This window comes from Devosia sp. Root413D1, from assembly GCF_001425235.1.
Taxonomy (GTDB): Bacteria; Pseudomonadota; Alphaproteobacteria; order Rhizobiales; family Devosiaceae; genus Devosia_A.
In genome coordinates this window covers 379,935-395,870 of sequence record NZ_LMEA01000007.1, presented here as the reverse complement: position 1 = coordinate 395,870, position 15,936 = coordinate 379,935, and the positions used below count along the sequence as shown (strand labels likewise).

Annotated in this window: 20 protein-coding genes; 7 read left to right on the top strand and 13 right to left on the bottom strand. The window is 65.1% G+C overall.

Annotated features, from left to right (window positions below; translation table 11 throughout):
* Position 1: 1 nt before the first annotated feature.
* The 6 genes from ASC89_RS06755 to ASC89_RS06730 form a co-directional block, all read right to left on the bottom strand.
* Complete coding sequence (locus ASC89_RS06755; RefSeq protein ID WP_055878173.1) at positions 2 to 487, bottom strand: VOC family protein; 486 nt, start codon at positions 485 to 487, stop codon at positions 2 to 4.
* Between the two features lie 86 nt (positions 488 to 573).
* Complete coding sequence (locus ASC89_RS06750; RefSeq protein ID WP_055878176.1) at positions 574 to 867, bottom strand: DUF1330 domain-containing protein; 294 nt, start codon at positions 865 to 867, stop codon at positions 574 to 576.
* Positions 868 to 875: 8 nt separating this feature from the next.
* Positions 876 to 2,375, bottom strand: coding sequence for an Asp-tRNA(Asn)/Glu-tRNA(Gln) amidotransferase subunit GatB (gene gatB, locus ASC89_RS06745; protein ID WP_055996060.1), 1,500 nt, complete (start codon positions 2,373 to 2,375; stop codon positions 876 to 878).
* Positions 2,376 to 2,521: 146 nt separating this feature from the next.
* Positions 2,522 to 3,028: an AAA family ATPase gene (locus tag ASC89_RS06740; RefSeq protein WP_055996057.1), complete on the bottom strand. Its 507-nt coding sequence runs from the start codon at positions 3,026 to 3,028 to the stop codon at positions 2,522 to 2,524.
* The gene (locus ASC89_RS06735; RefSeq protein ID WP_055878180.1) at positions 3,025 to 3,543 is read right to left on the bottom strand and encodes a GNAT family N-acetyltransferase; all 519 of its coding nucleotides are present in this window, start codon (positions 3,541 to 3,543) and stop codon (positions 3,025 to 3,027) included. Before ASC89_RS06735 ends, ASC89_RS06740 begins: the two co-directional genes overlap by 4 nt.
* A 27-nt stretch (positions 3,544 to 3,570) precedes the next feature.
* Positions 3,571 to 3,879 carry a chorismate mutase gene (locus tag ASC89_RS06730; RefSeq protein ID WP_055878182.1) on the bottom strand — a complete coding sequence of 103 codons (309 nt, stop codon included), beginning with the start codon at positions 3,877 to 3,879 and terminating at the stop codon, positions 3,571 to 3,573.
* Positions 3,880 to 4,187: 308 nt separating this feature from the next.
* Here ASC89_RS06730 and ASC89_RS06725 point away from each other — a divergent pair, with 308 nt between their 5' ends.
* Positions 4,188 to 4,445, top strand: coding sequence for a YjhX family toxin (locus ASC89_RS06725; protein ID WP_055878184.1), 258 nt, complete (start codon positions 4,188 to 4,190; stop codon positions 4,443 to 4,445).
* Between the two features lie 63 nt (positions 4,446 to 4,508).
* On the opposite strand, the gene ASC89_RS06720 is transcribed toward ASC89_RS06725, so the two are convergent.
* From ASC89_RS06720 to ASC89_RS06690, 7 genes are all read right to left on the bottom strand, one after another.
* The gene (locus tag ASC89_RS06720) at positions 4,509 to 4,823 is read right to left on the bottom strand and encodes a hypothetical protein (protein ID WP_055878186.1); all 315 of its coding nucleotides are present in this window, start codon (positions 4,821 to 4,823) and stop codon (positions 4,509 to 4,511) included.
* Between the two features lie 112 nt (positions 4,824 to 4,935).
* On the bottom strand, positions 4,936 to 6,420 hold the full coding sequence (gatA, locus tag ASC89_RS06715) for an Asp-tRNA(Asn)/Glu-tRNA(Gln) amidotransferase subunit GatA (RefSeq protein ID WP_055996054.1): 1,485 nt from the start codon (positions 6,418 to 6,420) through the stop codon (positions 4,936 to 4,938).
* Between the two features lie 94 nt (positions 6,421 to 6,514).
* Positions 6,515 to 6,997, bottom strand: a complete 483-nt coding sequence (locus ASC89_RS06710) for a GNAT family N-acetyltransferase (RefSeq protein ID WP_055996051.1) — start codon at positions 6,995 to 6,997, stop codon at positions 6,515 to 6,517.
* Between the two features lie 5 nt (positions 6,998 to 7,002).
* The gene (gatC, locus tag ASC89_RS06705) at positions 7,003 to 7,290 is read right to left on the bottom strand and encodes an Asp-tRNA(Asn)/Glu-tRNA(Gln) amidotransferase subunit GatC (RefSeq protein ID WP_055996048.1); all 288 of its coding nucleotides are present in this window, start codon (positions 7,288 to 7,290) and stop codon (positions 7,003 to 7,005) included.
* Between the two features lie 82 nt (positions 7,291 to 7,372).
* Complete coding sequence (locus tag ASC89_RS06700) at positions 7,373 to 7,888, bottom strand: hypothetical protein (protein ID WP_055996045.1); 516 nt, start codon at positions 7,886 to 7,888, stop codon at positions 7,373 to 7,375.
* Positions 7,885 to 8,160: a type II toxin-antitoxin system RelE/ParE family toxin gene (locus ASC89_RS06695; RefSeq protein WP_055996042.1), complete on the bottom strand. Its 276-nt coding sequence runs from the start codon at positions 8,158 to 8,160 to the stop codon at positions 7,885 to 7,887. Before ASC89_RS06695 ends, ASC89_RS06700 begins: the two co-directional genes overlap by 4 nt.
* A complete protein-coding gene (locus tag ASC89_RS06690; RefSeq protein WP_055996039.1) occupies positions 8,157 to 8,426 on the bottom strand; it encodes a CopG family ribbon-helix-helix protein in 270 nt (89 codons plus the stop codon). Before ASC89_RS06690 ends, ASC89_RS06695 begins: the two co-directional genes overlap by 4 nt.
* 46 nt (positions 8,427 to 8,472) lie before the next feature.
* On the opposite strand from ASC89_RS06690, the gene ruvX reads away from it, so the two are divergent.
* The 6 genes from ruvX (at position 8,473) to topA (ending at position 15,926) form a co-directional block, all read left to right on the top strand.
* Positions 8,473 to 8,928, top strand: a complete 456-nt coding sequence (gene ruvX / locus ASC89_RS06685) for a Holliday junction resolvase RuvX (protein ID WP_055996037.1) — start codon at positions 8,473 to 8,475, stop codon at positions 8,926 to 8,928.
* Between the two features lie 100 nt (positions 8,929 to 9,028).
* Positions 9,029 to 10,012 (top strand): aspartate carbamoyltransferase catalytic subunit, encoded by a 984-nt coding sequence (locus ASC89_RS06680; protein WP_055996035.1) that lies wholly within the window; start codon positions 9,029 to 9,031, stop codon positions 10,010 to 10,012.
* Positions 10,009 to 11,322 carry a dihydroorotase gene (gene pyrC / locus ASC89_RS06675; RefSeq protein ID WP_055996032.1) on the top strand — a complete coding sequence of 438 codons (1,314 nt, stop codon included), beginning with the start codon at positions 10,009 to 10,011 and terminating at the stop codon, positions 11,320 to 11,322. Before ASC89_RS06680 ends, pyrC begins: the two co-directional genes overlap by 4 nt.
* Entirely contained in the window at positions 11,319 to 11,948 is a 630-nt protein-coding gene (gene plsY, locus ASC89_RS06670; RefSeq protein ID WP_055996029.1) for a glycerol-3-phosphate 1-O-acyltransferase PlsY, read from the top strand. Before pyrC ends, plsY begins: the two co-directional genes overlap by 4 nt.
* Before the next feature lie 3 nt (positions 11,949 to 11,951).
* Entirely contained in the window at positions 11,952 to 13,070 is a 1,119-nt protein-coding gene (gene dprA / locus ASC89_RS06665; RefSeq protein ID WP_055996026.1) for a DNA-processing protein DprA, read from the top strand.
* Positions 13,071 to 13,262: 192 nt separating this feature from the next.
* Positions 13,263 to 15,926, top strand: a complete 2,664-nt coding sequence (gene topA, locus ASC89_RS06660; protein WP_055996023.1) for a type I DNA topoisomerase — start codon at positions 13,263 to 13,265, stop codon at positions 15,924 to 15,926.
* The last annotated feature ends 10 nt before the right edge of the window (positions 15,927 to 15,936 follow it).

The following is a 15,936-nucleotide window of genomic DNA, read 5'->3' as shown; positions in this document are numbered from 1 at the left end:
GCTACCAGACCGGCCTGGAGATGGCGTCGCGGTCTCCAGGTTGCTGCTGGTCGATGGCGGTATCGCGACCGACGTCCTCGATGACCACGTCCTCGCGCATGGCGAGTTGCGCGGTTGGCGTCGACACATCGATCACCATGCCGTTGAGGTCGCGGATCAGCCCGCGGGTCTGGCCATAGTCCAGCGCAATAGCCTCCGACACCACGTCGGCGCCCATGGCCCGGGCGCGGTCGAGCACCTCGAACACGTCATCGACCTCGAAGGTGAGGTAGGTTCCCTCGTGCATGCCCCAGGCATGGCGCGGCGTGAACTGGCTCATCTGGTCGATCAGCCCAATCTGGACGTTCGCCTGGCCCTTGGGGGTGAGCACGACGAACCAGTCGCTGTCATAGATCGTCTCGAGCCCGAACAGCTCCTTGTAGAACCTGGTGCTGTCAGCGAGGTCCTTGCAGAGGACATTGAACAGAACACGATTGAGCACCGACATGGCTGCCTCCGTAGACGGGGTGGTTTTCGTCAACGGTCTGCGACGGCGAGGGTTCCGAAACGGCTTCGTAGCGATCCCACAGCGGATCAGCCGTCAAACCCTTCGACGATGGCGAAATTGGCGGAACTCGCGCCGAGGCGGGCCTGCATGCCCTGCTGGTATTCCTGGGAGTGGTAGGCACGCAGCGCGTGCTCGTAGCTGGGGAACTCGACAACCACGACGCGAGGCCCGACCGTGCCCTCGACGACGCTTTGCTGACCGCCACGGACGATGAACCGGCCGTCATTGGCGGCGAGGAAGGGCCGAACGAACGCCTGATACTGCTTATAGACCTCGGGGTCGGTGACCTCGAGATTGACGACCCAGTATCCGCTAGCCATCGCCCCTCCTATTCGAGCCCGAGTTTCCTTTTCAGAATCTCGTTCAGCGCCTGCGGGTTGGCCTTGCCACCCGAGGCCTTCATCGCCTGTCCGACGAACCAGCCGATCAAAGTGGGCTTCGCCTGTACCTTGGCCACCTGGTCCGGGTTGGCGGCGATGATCTCGTCGACCACCTTCTCGATGGCGCCGAGGTCGGTCACCTGCTTCATGCCGCGCCGCTCGACGAGATCGGCCGGCTCGCCCTCGGGCTCCTCGGCGATGATCACCTGCAGCAGGTCCTTGGCGCCCTTGGACGAAATGGTCCCGGCTGCCACGAGATCGACGATGCCGGCGATCTGATATGGCTTGATATGCGTCTCAAAGGCCGAGAGACCCTGGCTGTTGGCATAGGCTGCGATATCGCCGGTGACGAGGTTGGCCACCGCCTTGCCGTCGCGTTTGGTGCTGCCGAACTTCACCGCGGCCTCGTAATAGTCGGCCGTCTCGCGCTCCAGTGTCAGCACCATCGCGTCGTAGGGCGTCACGCCGTACTCGGAAACGAAGCGCGCTTCCTTCTCATCGGGCAGTTCCGGCAAATGCTGCGCCAGATCGTCGATGAAGGCCTGGTCGAACTCCAGCGGCAGCAGGTCCGGATCGGGGAAGTAGCGGTAGTCGTGCGCTTCTTCCTTCGAACGCATCGAGCGCGTCTCGCCGGTCTTGGGGTCGTAGAGCCGAGTCTCCTGGTCGATCGAGCCGCCGGCCTCGAGGATATCGATCTGGCGGCGCGCCTCGAACTCGATGGCCTGGCCGGCGAAGCGGATCGAGTTGACGTTCTTGATCTCGCAGCGCGTGCCAAACTCGCCGCCGGGCTTGCGCACCGAGACGTTGATGTCGGCGCGCATCGAGCCCTGCTCCATGTTGCCATCGCAGGTGCCGAGGTAGCGCAGGATGCTGCGCAGCTTGCCGAGGTAGATCTTGGCCTCTTCCGAGTTGCGCAGGTCAGGCTTCGAAACGATCTCCATCAGCGCCACGCCCGAGCGGTTCAGGTCGACGAAGCTCATGGAAGGGTGCTGGTCGTGGATCGACTTGCCGGCATCCTGCTCGAGGTGCAGCCGTTCGATGCCGATCTCGATCCGCTCGCCGCCCATGTCGAGGAACACCGAGCCCTCGCCGACGATCGGGTCCTTGAACTGGGAAATCTGGTAGCCCTGCGGCAGGTCCGGATAGAAGTAGTTTTTCCGGTCGAAGATCGAGCGCTTGTTGATCTTGGCCTTCAGCCCGAGCCCCGTCCGCACCGCCTGACGCACGCACTCGTCGTTGATCACCGGCAGCATGCCGGGCATCGCCGCGTCGACGAAGCTGACATTGGAGTTCGGCGGCGAGCCAAATTCGGTCGACGAGCCCGAGAACAGCTTGCTCTCCGAGGTCACCTGCGCATGCACTTCCATGCCGATGACGATCTCCCAGTCCCCGGTTGCTCCCTGGATGAAGCTCTTGGGGTTGGGCGTGCGAGTATCGATAAGGGTCATGGGCTAAGGCTCTTGTTCATTCCGACTTTGTCTATGGCATAGCCGAGCGCTGCAGAAAACTTCTCTGCGCGCCAAACTTCGGCAAATCCATGCCGCTGACAGAGCGCGATGGCTCTGCGATTGCCCGGAACCGGCTCTCCGAACCGTCACGAGCGCGGATCGACGACGCGGAGCACGGCGTCCAGCACGTCGTCGAAGGCGCCGCTGGTATCGATCTCGTGAGTCGCACCATCCCGCAGGATCGGCTCCACCTCACGGATCAGTTCGAGAACACGCTCCGTCTCACCCACACCTTTGCCGTAACTGTTGCCCGTTCGGGCCGCGAGCCGCATCGCCACGACGGGCTCGGGCGCGCTCAGCAGCACCACTGCATCGAGTTGCGGGTAGAACTGCCCCTGGTTGGGCGAACAGCCGCTGATCACCAGGATGTCGGCGCCCTCCTCCGCCAGCAGCTTTCCGACGCGGTCGTCGCGCCAGACCCAGTCGCGTCCGGCCTCGACCGGCGTTCCCGGCGCGTTATCCTCGACGACGTCGACCCAGTGCGACCAGGCATCGGAATCGAGATCGACAGCCTTGTAGCCGCGGGCGGCAATTGCCGCCGTGATGGTCGATTTGCCGGTGGCTGACATCCCGGTCAGCAGGATCCGCCTCATTCGTCGTCGTTCAGCGGACCACGATAGGGGGAGAGGCGTTTTTCCAGCCGGACGCTGGTTTGCGGGTCACTGCCAGTGGCGCCTTCGCGCTTCAGCACCAGGATGCGGTAGCCCTGATGCTGGTAGAAGTTCACCGCCCGCACATTGTCGCTCAGCGTATCGAGCTGCACCTTGTCGGCGCCCTCGAGCTCGATGATCGATTCCATGCGGCGGAGCAGCAGCGTGCCGATGCCCTGGTTCTGCAGCGACGGCGTGACGAACAGGTAGGGAATATAGGGACGGCTGCGCGCCCGGGCGCACCAGCCGACCGGCGAGCCGTCGATTTCAGCAACGATCGTGCGATCGAGCAGCTCGTGCACGGCGATACCGAGCCGGCGCTTCTCGTTCGCCCGGCTTGCCGCCTCACCGCTGAGGAAGGGCTGCAGGTCGCGTTCCCACGCGAGCAGCGCGATGTCGGCAAGACGTTCTGCCTCGCTCGCCACAGCCTTGCGGATCGTGATCTCCGGCGACGTCATCGAAGCCTCCACTCCGCCCACGCTATCTCAGCCGTGGCGCTTGCGTGCAGCGATAATGCCCTTTTCGTAGTTCACATTCCAGTTGATCAGCGTGCGCCAGATCAACTCCGCCTGATCCTCGTCGAGGTCGAGCTCCTCGGCGCGCTGGCGCTGCTTGGCGATAATCGCCTCGATGCGGGTCGGGTCATAGGCCTCGTGCGGGTCGGTCTTGATCTCCGCCATGCGCGTCACATAGCCGTGCCGCTCGGCGAGCAGGCTTAAGAGGGCCTGATCGATCCGGTCGATCTCGGCGCGCACATCTTCCTTGGTCTGGCATTCGGCGGGGGCTTTGGTCACGGGAGGCACTCGGCGGATAAGGAAAGAGTTGCTGGTTTGCACCGCCGCGCCACTGTTTGCAACCGACCACTGGTCTAGGCGCCGTTGTGCGGCTATTCATCCGCCGTTCAGCGGCTCGGCGATATCGCGGCGCCGTCAAAAAGTGGACTGCCCTATGTCTAGCAAAGTTGAGATTGCGTAATACCCCGTCCGCCCGCTGAGCCCTTTGGGCCGGCGATGTGTCTGCGACGGGGTTTCTGGAACCAGGCAGCTGCCAGGCGAGATGCTGGCTGCGGCCCTTTTCCACGCATCCTCAGGCTAGATTTCTCATGGATATTTCCCGCCACGAGCAGCGGGTGCTGCACGTCCTCGCACAGGGCGGCAAGATCGTCGCGCTCAAATCCGACAATGGCAAACTCATCGGCGTCGAGTGTTTCAACCGCGATGGCTGGCTGATGCAGCAATGCAGCCTCCCGCTGTTCAAGAAGCTAAGGGCCAAGAAGGCGATCGCCTCCAGCAATGGGCATCCCTACCGCATCACCAGACGCGGCCTCGAGCTCGCCCGCAGCGAGTTCGACAACCGCTGAATACGCAGAGAGCCCCGGATCAGCTCCGGGGCTCTCCTGCAATGGGGCCGTCGTCTGTCGCGCTTAGTGCTGCGTGACGCCGCTCAGTTCGCGGGCGATGTGTTCCCACTCGGCGGAAACGCTGGCGGTGGCTCGCTTGCGGCCGGCGCGGCGATACCAGTAGTCGGCATTGCCCATGTCGGCTTCGATCCAGTGCAGCAGCGCATGCACCCAGTCGAACTCGAAGGTGCCTTCCATCGCCTGGACGATACGATGCGCTTCTTCCCACTCGGGGCCGACGCGCAGCTCGCCCTTCTTCATCCACCACAAAGCCTGCAGGGGCTTGGACATATCCTTGGGCGGGGCCGACCAGTCTAGGGTCGTGAACACATCGGCCATGGAGCCAATCCTCTGAAACGAAACCACCGGTTTGGCCGGGAGTTCGACAAGTCTCAATTTGCGCATGGGCGGCAAATAGTGCCGAAACCGCTATGGTTCAAGCGGTTTCCGATCACCACCACTTGTCAGGGCTGAAGTCGATGCCGGCCGAACGCTCGATGACGCGGCCCGCGGCGAACAGCGTTTCCTCGTCGAACGGCTTGCCGATCAGCTGCAATCCGAGCGGCAGGCCCGCGCCGTCCTTGCCGGCCGGCACCGCGATTCCCGGCAGGCCGGCCATGTTCACGGTCACCGTGAACACGTCGTTGAGGTACATCTTGACCGGATCGGCCTTCATGTCCTCGTCGCCGATACCGAATGCCGCCGACGGTGTCGCCGGGGTCAGGATGGCGTCGACGCCGTCGTTGAAGACGATCTCGAAATCGCGCTTGATCAGTGTGCGGACCTTCTGCGCCTGGACGTAGTAGGCGTCATAATAGCCAGCCGACAGCACATAGGTGCCGATCATGATGCGGCGCTTCACCTCGCGGCCGAAGCCGTCGGCGCGGGTCAGCTCGTAGAGGTCGGTGATGTCCTTGCCGGTGTCACGCAGGCCGTATTTCACCCCATCATAGCGGGCAAGGTTCGAGGAGGCCTCGGCCGGCGCCACGATGTAGTAGGCGGGCAGCGCATATTTGGTGTGCGGCAGCGAGATGTCGCGCACCGTCGCGCCCTCGGCCTTCAGCCAGGCGATGCCCTGCTGCCACAGCGCCTCGATCTCGGCAGGCATGCCGTCCATGCGATACTCGCGCGGAATGCCGATGACGAGACCCTTGACGCCGCGCTCCACCGCCGCCGCGAAATCCGGCACGGCGAGGTCGACGCTGGTCGAATCCCTCGAATCGAACCCCGACATCGAGGTCATCATGATCGCCGCGTCCTCAACGGTGCGGGCGATCGGTCCGGCCTGGTCGAGCGAGGAGGCGAACGCCACCACACCCCAGCGCGAGCAGCGGCCATAGGTCGGCTTGATGCCGACGGTGCCGGTCAGCGCCGCCGGCTGGCGGATCGAGCCGCCGGTATCGGTGGCCGTCGCCGCGGCGCAGAGCCACCCCGAAACCGCCGCCGCCGAGCCGCCGGACGAACCACCGGGCACCAGTTGCGCGTTGGAGTTGTTCGCCCGCCACGGGTTGATCACCGGGCCGTAGTAGCTCGTCTCGTTGGACGAACCCATGGCGAACTCATCCATGTTGAGCTTGCCCAGCATCACGGCGCCATCGCGCCACAGGTTGCTGGTGACGCTCGATTCGTATTCCGGCTTGAAGCTGTCGAGGATGTGGCTCGCCGCCTGCGTGTGCACACCCTTGGTGGCGAACAGGTCCTTGATGCCGAGCGGAATGCCCTCGAGCGGACCGCCCTGCCCGGCCGCGAGCTTGGCATCACTCGCCTTGGCCTGCGCCTGGGCCTGCTCGGCAGTCACCGCTACATAGGCGTTGAGCTTGGCGTTGCCGCCCTCAATGGCGTTCAGGTAGGCGCCGGTGAGTTCGCTCGAGGTGAACTCCCTGGCCTTAAGGCCAGCACGGGCGGCAGCGAGGGTCAGGCGGGTAAGGTCGGTCAAAGGCTTGGCTCGCGGGGAAAGGACGCGGGGGAATGTCGACCGCCGTTCCTATAGCGGCGTAGCGATTACCGCAACATTCGGAACGCGCATCGGATCAGGCGACGGCGGGTTGCCCGATGTGCTTCTCGAAGAAGGCCGACCATTCACTGTCGGGATAATCGAGGAACGGCCCGCGCACGGTGAAACCCGCATTGGTGTAGAGCCGGTGCGCTTCCGACATGCCCGGGCCGGTGCCGGTCTCGAGCATCAGGTGCGAGATACCCTTGGAACCCGCCAGTTCGGTGATCGCCGCCAAGAGCGCCGAGCCCACCCGCTGACCGCGCACCGACGGACGGGTGTACATGCGCTTCACCTCGCCCTCGGTGGCCGAGATCGCCTTCAACGCACCGCAACCGACGGCCTCGCCGACCGCGTTGCGCGCCACGAATACGGTGGTGTCGGCGCCGGCCATCTGCTCGACCGTCATCTTGAACTGGAATTCCAGCGGCGACAGCGGAAGCAGGTGCGCGTTGAGTTCCTCGACCAGCCCGCGGACATCATCCTGCAGCGGCGTCTCGACGGCGATGGTGACGGTCATATCAGTTACTCGACGACCTTGGGCACCATGAAGAAGTTGTCTTCCGTCAGCGGTGCGTTGGCGACGATCTTGTCAGGGTAGCCGCCATCGGTGACCTTGTCCTCGCGGCGGCGTAGCGTCATCGGCATTACCGAGGTCATCGGCTCGACACCGCTCACATCGACCTCGCCCAGTTGCTCGACGAAACCCAGAATGGTGTTGAGCTCGTTGCGATAGGTCTCGACTTCGCCCTCCTCGATGCGAATGCGGGCCAGGCGGCCAATACGCTTCACGGTGGCGGCATCTACCGACATGGGGGCACTCCGAAGGTCACGATTTCCGGCGTTCTAGCAATGGAAGCGCGCGAAGAACAACGAAAAGCGTTGATGGGCGCCATCAAACTTCCAACGCCATGCCGGCCTCGAGCGCCACCAACCCCGTGCCGTCGAGCCGGTCGCGCAGCGCCGCGAACGTGCGCTCAACCACCGCGTCGGGCCCCGCGACCGCAATCAGCCGTGGCCCAAGTGCATCGAGTGCATCTGCCGCCAGCCGGTCGCCCTCGGTGCCGAACACCACAATGACGGCGTCACGAGCCCAGCGCCCAGCCTTGGGCACAGCCTGGGACAGCAGCAGCAGCGGGGCCTCGCCGACGGCGGCGATAAGCGCGCCGCCTGCGAGGCCATGCGTCGTCACCTCGCCCAGCACATCTTCATCGAGCATTGAGCCCGGCCGCCCGGGCTGCCACAGCACCGGATCGATCTCGGGCAGGCTGCCATCGAGCGCAAACGTCACGTCGGCGCCCGACACCAGCTCCTCCGGATCGACGCCGCTGACCCCCGTGGGATCAGCCACCAGGATCTTGCCGCCGATGTGAACGCGGATGGTGGTGCCACCGAACCAGGTGAGTTTCATCGTTCTTCGCGCATGTGCCAGACGCGGAGCACGCGGATACAATCCGGTGTTACTTCGTAGCGGAGTTCGAATTGATCGACGTACAGTTTCCTGACCTCGCGCCCTCTCACGTCCTCGACGCGTTCACCGATGCGCGGTCGTTCAATCGCCTTGCCAACGGCGGCGCGAATAGCGGCAACAGATCGCTTTGCTGCGTTACGATTTACGGGGGCCAGGAACGCGTAGAACCGCCGAAGGTCCGCAAGCGCAGCGTCAGTCCACAGCAGCCTCATTTCTTCGACGACGGCAGCGGCAGCGGGTTATCCGTGTCAAGACTCTCGATCCACAACCTGACTGCGTCGTCGTCAACCAGTTCGCCGCGGTCGGCCGCATCCAAGGCGTCAAGCGTCATCTGGAGCTTCTGTTCCTCCCAGTCCACCCAGTTGGAAAGCGCCTGCTTGACGATCCAGGCTCGGGAGCGCTCCATGGATTCGGCGTAGCGGTCTACTTTCTCCGCCAGTTCCTCAGGGATATGTGCCGTCAGGACTCGGGTGCTCATGGCAATCGTCTCCAATCAAACCTAATCATAGTGATTGACCGCGATTATGCCAACCGAGAACGACCTCACCGCCCTTCCACCGACCGGCAAGTTGCTGGGCCTCGACCTCGGCACCAAGACGATCGGCGTGGCGATTTCGGACGGCATGCGCTACTCGGCGACGCCGCTCGAGACCATCAGACGGCTGAAGTTCACCCAGGATGCGATCCGGCTGCAGGAACTGATCGCGGAGAACGACGCAGTCGGCATCGTGCTGGGGCTGCCGCTCAACATGGATGGCTCTGAAGGACCGCGCGTCCAGTCGACCCGCGCCTTTGCCCGCAACCTCGCCGCCAAGATCACCATCCCCATCGTGTTCTGGGATGAACGGCTTTCGACAGCGGCCGTCACCCGCACGCTGATCGAGGCGGATATGCGCCGCGACAAGCGCGCCGAGGTGGTCGACAAGCTGGCGGCGAGCTACATCCTGCAGGGAGCTCTGGAGCGGCTCCGCCGCCCATGAAGGTTTTCGAGCGGCGGCTGCGACGGGGATAATCGACCGAGCGGCTTGCGAGTCCGAACCCTACGGGTTAGACCCCCGCGAACATTCGGAACGGAGCGGCATGGCTACTTCCTCGCCAGCATCGGGTACCGGCGGCCAGGGGGTCGCGAGACCCGCTTTCCGTCATCGTCATCTTCTCGGTATCAGCCAGCTCAACCAGTACGAGATCGTTGATCTGCTGGATCGGGCCGAGGCCATGATCCCGATCTCGCGACAGGAGCGGAAGATCCTGCCGACGCTCTCGGGCAAGACACAGATCAACCTGTTCTTCGAGAACTCGACGCGCACCCAGTCGAGCTTCGAGATCGCCGGCAAGCGGCTCGGCGCGCAGGTCACCAACATGTCGGTGAAGACCTCGTCGGTCGCCAAGGGCGAGACGCTGATCGATACGGCGGCGACGCTCAACGCCATGCGACCCGATGTGATCATCGTGCGCCACGGCGCGTCCGGTGCAGTGGAGCTGCTCAGCCAGAAGGTCGGCTGCTCGGTAATCAATGCCGGCGACGGCGCGCACGAGCACCCGACGCAGGCACTGCTCGATGCGCTCACCATGCGCCAGCATAAGGGGCGGCTGGCCGGGCTCACCGTCGCCATCTGCGGCGACATCGCCAACTCGCGCGTTGCCCGCTCCAACCTGCTGCTGCTCGGCGCCATGCAGGCCCGCACCCGGGTGGTCGCGCCGCGCACGCTGCTCCCGAGGGGCATCGAGACGCTGGCGACCGAAGTGTTCACCGACATGCGTCAGGGACTCGAAGGCGCCGACGTGGTGATGATGCTGCGCCTGCAGCACGAGCGCGCCAATGGGCGGATGATCCCCTCGGTGCGCGAGTACTACCACTTCTACGGCCTCGATGAGGAAAAGCTCGGCTACGCCAAGCCTGATGCCATCGTCATGCACCCCGGCCCGATGAACCGCGGCGTCGAGATCGATCCGGCCATCGCCGACGGTCCGCGTTCGGTGATCACCGAGCAGGTCGAAATGGGTGTCGCGGTGCGGATGGCCGTGCTCGATGCCCTCCTCGCCGACCGGGAGGCTGCGCAATGAGCAAGCCCATCGTCATTGCCAATGCCCGCATCGTCGACCCCGCCACCAACCACGACGCCCCTGGCGCGGTGCTGCTGGAGAACGGCAGGATCACCGGCATCACCAACGGCGCGCCGCAGGGCATTCCCGACGGCGCCGAGACCTATGATGCCCGCGGCCTCGTCGTCGCGCCTGGCCTCATCGACATGCGCGTGTTCACCGGTGAGCCCGGCCACGAGTACCGCGAGACTCTCGCCAGCGCGGCTGAGGCCGCTGCAGCCGGCGGTGTCACCAGCTTCGTCTTGATGCCCGACACCACGCCGGTGATCGACGATGGGGCGCTGGTCGATTTCATCCTGCGGCGCGCCGGGGCCAAGGCATCGGTCAACATCCTGCCGGCAGCCGCCATCACCCGCGGTCTCAGGGGCGAGGAGATCACCGAGTTTGGCCTCCTGAAAGAAGCCGGTGCGGTGGCGCTCACCGACGGTCGCGAGTCGATCCAGTCGGCTGGGCTGCTGCGCGCCGCCTTCACCTATGCCCGCAATTTCGACCTGCCAGTCATCCACCACGTGGCGGAGCGCTCGCTGATCGGCGACGGTGTGATGAACGAGAGCGCGCTGGCGACCATCTCCGGCCTCAAGGGTATCCCGGTCGAAGCCGAGACCATCCCGCTCGCCCGCGACCTGCAACTCGCTGCCCTTACCGGCGTCCGCTATCACGCGGCGCAGGTGTCGACCGAGGCGGCCGTGGAGCAGCTGGCGCTGGCCAAGCGGCGGCTCTCCACTGTCTCCGCCGGTGTCTCGATCAACAACCTCTCGCTCAACGAGAACGACGTCGCGCCTTACCGCTCGTTCTTCAAGCTGTCGCCGCCGCTTCGCTCCGAGGACGATCGCCGCGCCGTCATCGACGGGCTGAACTCGGGCGCCATCGACACCATCCATTCGGGTCACGACCCGCAGGACACCGAGGTGAAGCGCCAGCCCTTCGCCGAGGCCTCGGACGGCGCCATCGGGCTCGAGACCCTATTGGCCGCAGCGCTCCGCCTCGTGCACTCCGGCGACGTGCCGCTCATCACCCTGCTGCGCGCCATGACCAACCGGCCGGCCGAAGTGCTGGGCCTGGCGTCCGGCCGCCTCGCGGTCGGGGCGCCGGCCGACCTGATCATCTTCGATCCAGAGTTTCCCTGGGTGGTCAAGGAGACGGCGCTGCGTTCACGCTCACGCAACTCGGCCTTCGAGGGCGCCCGCATGCAGGGCGCCGTGATGCATACGTTCGTTGCAGGCCGCCTGGTCTTCAGCCATGCTGCTACCGCTGAGGGGGCCAACGCATGAACTTCCTGATCGCGACTGTACTGGGGTATCTCCTCGGCTCGATCTCGTTTGGCCTGTTGCTGACGCGCGCCGTCGGTATCGACATCCGCGCCGTCGGCTCGGGCAATATCGGCGCCACCAATGTACTGCGCACCGGCAACCGCTGGCTCGCTGCCGCCACGCTGCTGCTCGATGCCGGCAAGGGCGCTGCTGCGGTGCTGCTGGCGCGCTACTTCCTCGTGCCTGGCGCCGAGCCGTTACAGGCCGAGTTCATCGTCTACGGCGCCGGTATCGGTGCGTTCTTCGGCCACGTCTTTCCGGTCTGGCTCGGGTTCAAGGGCGGCAAGGGTGTCGCCACCTATATCGGCGTCTTGCTCGCCTGGAACTGGGTGGTCGGGCTGATCTTCTGCGCGGTATGGCTGCTGATCGCCGTCGCCCGCCGTTTCTCCTCGCTCGCAGCGCTCACTGCCGCCGCGACGGCCCCGATCTTCGCCTACACCCTTGCCGGCACCGACATGCAAGGGTTCACCTTCGCCGCTGCCTGCGCGCTGCTCAGCTTCGTGCTGTATTTCAAGCACTGGCAGAACATCCGCCGGCTGTGGAACGGCACGGAGCCAAAGATCGGCTCGGAAAAGCCCAAGGCCTGAGCTATGGCGCGTGACGGCATCGTACTGACGCCGTCGCAACGCACTGCGTGGCTGCGGCTCATCCGCACCGACAATATCGGGCCGCAGACCTTCCGCCAGTTGATCAACCGCGAAGGCTCGGCCGAAGCCGCATTGGCCGGCCTGCCTGACCTGCTCAAGCGCCTTGGCACCCCGGCCCGCATTCCCTCGATTGCAGAGGCCGAGGATGAGATCGTCGCGACCGAGCGGCTCGGTGGCCGTTTCGTCGGCTCGAGCGAACCCGACTACCCGCCGCTGCTCCGCTATATCTCCGGCGCGCCACCGCTGGTCACCATCGCCGGCGGCCACAATCTCGACTGGGGGCACAGCGTCGCCATCGTCGGTGCCCGCAACGCCTCTACCGCGGGACAGAAGTTCGCGCAGATGCTGGCGGTCGATCTGGGCGGGGCGCGCTACACCGTGGTCTCCGGCCTCGCCCGCGGCATCGACACGGCGGCCCACCGGGCCGCGCTCCGCACCGGCACCGTGGCGGTGCTGGCTGGCGGCCTCAATCATATCTATCCCAGCGAGAACATCTCGCTGGCGCACCAGATCGTCGAGAACGGCGGTGCGCTGCTCACCGAGATGCCGCTCGGCTGGGAGCCGCGGGCGCGCGACTTCCCGCGCCGCAACCGCCTCGTCTCCGGCCTCTCGCTCGGCACGGTGGTCGTCGAGGCGGCGAAGCGCTCCGGCTCGCTGATCACCGCCCGGCTGGCGCTGGAACAGAATCGCGAAGTCTTCGCCGTCCCCGGCTCACCGCTCGATCCGCGTGCCGAAGGCGGCAATGCGCTGATCCAGCAGGGCGCCAAGCTGATCACCGGCGCCGCCGATATCATCGAGACGCTGCGCGAAGCCGACCCGTCGCGCAGCAGCCTGTTCGAGCCCGACTGGCTGCCCGAGCGCGAGGTGGCTGAGGCGGCGGCACCGTCGAGCGATGAGCGCGCCCGTCTGATCGAAGCACTGAGCCTCACGCCGATCCCGGTCGACGACGTGATCAAGTCCACCGGCATCACCATCAGCCGCGTGCAGACCCTGCTGCTGGAGCTCGACCTCGAGGGGCGGGTCGAGTGGTCAAGCGGCCAGTTGGTGGCGCTTCGTCCCTGACCGATCCGACCCCCGAGATGATTGCCGCGGGGTGATGGGCGCGGCCCCGCCCATTCTGTCGCGCACCGCGTTGTCACCCAACTTTCTTCCCCCATAGGGGGAATGCCGCGCGGCGCCTCCGGGCTGGTTGACAGCCCTTAGACGCTTCACCATGTTGCGCCGCGTTCGAACGCCACTCCTGAAAGCTTGTTCATGAAGCTCGTCATCGTTGAAAGTCCCAATAAGATCAAGACGATCAGCGGCTATCTTGGCAAGGACTATGAGGTCCTCGCGAGCTTCGGTCACGTTCGCGATCTGCCCGCCAAAGACGGTTCGGTGCTGCCCGACGAAGACTTCGCGATGAGCTGGGAAGTCGATGCTGCGTCGAAGAAACGCCTCACCGATATCGGCAATGCGCTGAAGAATGCCGACGAGCTGATCCTTGCTACCGACCCGGACCGCGAAGGCGAAGCGATCTCGTGGCACGTGCTCGACGTGCTCAAGCAGAAGAAGCTGGTCAAGGACAAACCGGTCAGGCGCGTCGTCTTCAACGCCATCACCAAGGACGCGATTACCGAGGCGATGCGCAATCCGCGCGACATCGACGAGCCGTTGGTCAATGCCTATCTCGCCCGTCGCGCCCTTGATTATCTCGTCGGCTTCACCCTTTCCCCCGTGCTGTGGCGCAAGCTGCCGGGCTCGCGCTCGGCCGGCCGGGTGCAGTCGGTGGCTCTGCGTGTCGTCTGCGACCGCGAGTCCGAGATCGAGAAGTTCCGCCCGCAGGAATACTGGTCCGTCGGCGCGCGCCTCAACGAGAAGGGCCGCAGCTTCGAGGCGCGGCTCTATTCGGTGGACGGCAAGAGGACCGACAAGCTCGACGTGGGCACCGGCCCCGAGGCCGAGGCGCTGAAGGCCGCAATCGAAGCCGGCACGTTCTCCGTTACCGCCGTCGACAAGAAGCCCACCAAGCGCAATCCCTATGCACCGTTCAGCACCTCGAGCCTGCAGCAGGATGCGTCCTCGCGTCTCGGCTTTGCTCCGGCGCGCACCATGCAGATCGCGCAGCGCCTCTATGAGGACGGCATCATCACCTATATGCGAACCGACGCCGTGCAGATGGCGCCGGAAGGCATCGACCAGGCCCGTCGCGCCATCGTGAAGAACTTTGGCGCCGACTACCTGCCCGAGAAGGCCCGCATCTATTCGACCAAGGCCAAGAACGCGCAGGAAGCGCACGAGGCCATCCGCCCCACCGACATGTTCCGTCACCCCGACACACTGCGCGGCGACCCGGACAAGCACCGCCTCTATGAGCTCATCTGGAAGCGCACGCTCGCCAGCCAGATGCGTTCGGCCGAAATCGAGCGCACGACGGCCGATATCTCGGTGTTCGCCACCAGCCGCGACATCACGCTGCGCGCCGTCGGCTCCGTCGTTACCTTCCCCGGCTTCCTCGCGCTCTACGGCGTCGAAGCCAAGGAAGATCGCGATCCCAACGCCGAAGAAGACGAGGATAGCCGCGAGTTGCCGCCGCTCAATGTGGGCGACCGGCCGAAGCTGGAACAGGCGCTGATCGAGCAACACTTCACGCAGCCGCCGCCGCGCTATTCAGAAGCCAGCCTGATCAAGAAGATGGAAGAGATCGGCATCGGCCGCCCGTCCACCTACGCCGCGACGATCTCGGTGCTGCAGGACCGCAGCTACGTGCGGCTCGAAAAGCGCATGCTGATCCCCGAGGATCGTGGTCGCATCGTCACGGCCTTTCTCGAGAGCTTCTTCAATCGCTATGTCGAGTATGGCTTCACCGCCAGCCTCGAGGAACAGCTCGACCTGATTTCAGACGGCAAGCTCGCCTGGAAGGACGTGCTGCGCGACTTCTGGAAGGACTTCCAGGGTCATGTCGAAGAGATCAAGGACCTCCGGGTCTCCGAGGTGCTCGATGCCCTCAACGAGGTGCTGGCCGATCATATCTTCCCGGCCAAGGCCGACGGTTCCGATCCGCGCCGCTGCCCGAACTGCGGCGAAGGCCAGCTATCGCTGAAGCTGGGCAAGTTCGGCGCCTTCATCGGTTGCTCGAATTACCCCGAGTGCCGCTACACCATGCAGCTTTCCGACGCCGCGACCGGCGGCGCCAGCGAGGCCGGCACCGGCGACGGCATCCTCGGCACCGATCCCGAGAGCGGCCTCGAGGTGGCCTTGAAGTCGGGCCGTTTCGGTCCATATGTGCAGCTGGGCGAGGGCGCCGAGCCGAAACGCTCGTCCCTGCCCAAGGGTTGGACGCCCGACAGCCTGACGCTTGAGAAAGCGCTGCAGCTGCTGTCGCTGCCCCGTCCGGTCGGCGACCACCCGGAGACCGGCAAGCCGATCAGCGCCGGCATCGGTCGCTATGGGCCGTTCATCCTCCACGATGGCACCTATGCCAACCTTCCCGAGGTCGAAGAGGTGTTCACGGTCGGGCTCAACCGCGCTGTTGATCTGCTCGCCCAGAAGGCGGCAGGCGGCGGACGGTTCGGTCGCGGCGGCGGCGGTACCCCGGCGGCGATCAAAACCTTCGAGCACGATGCCGGCACCATCTCGGTTCGCGCCGGTCGCTATGGCCCTTATGTGAATCAGGGCAAGGTGAACGCAACGCTGCCCAAAGAGTTGAAGCCCGAGGACGTGACGGTCGAGCTGGCGCTCGAACTGATCGCCGCCAAGGGCGGCGCTTCCGGCGCCAGGAAATCCTCGTCGCGGTCCGCCGGCGCCAAGAAGGCGCCAGCGAAGCAAGCGGCACCCAAGAAGACGACAACCAAACCCGCGGCCAAGGCCAAGTCGACTGCAAAGACGGCGACCAAGCCCAAGGCCGCAGCGAAGACAAAGGCGGAGACCCCCGCCTAAAGAAAGCGAC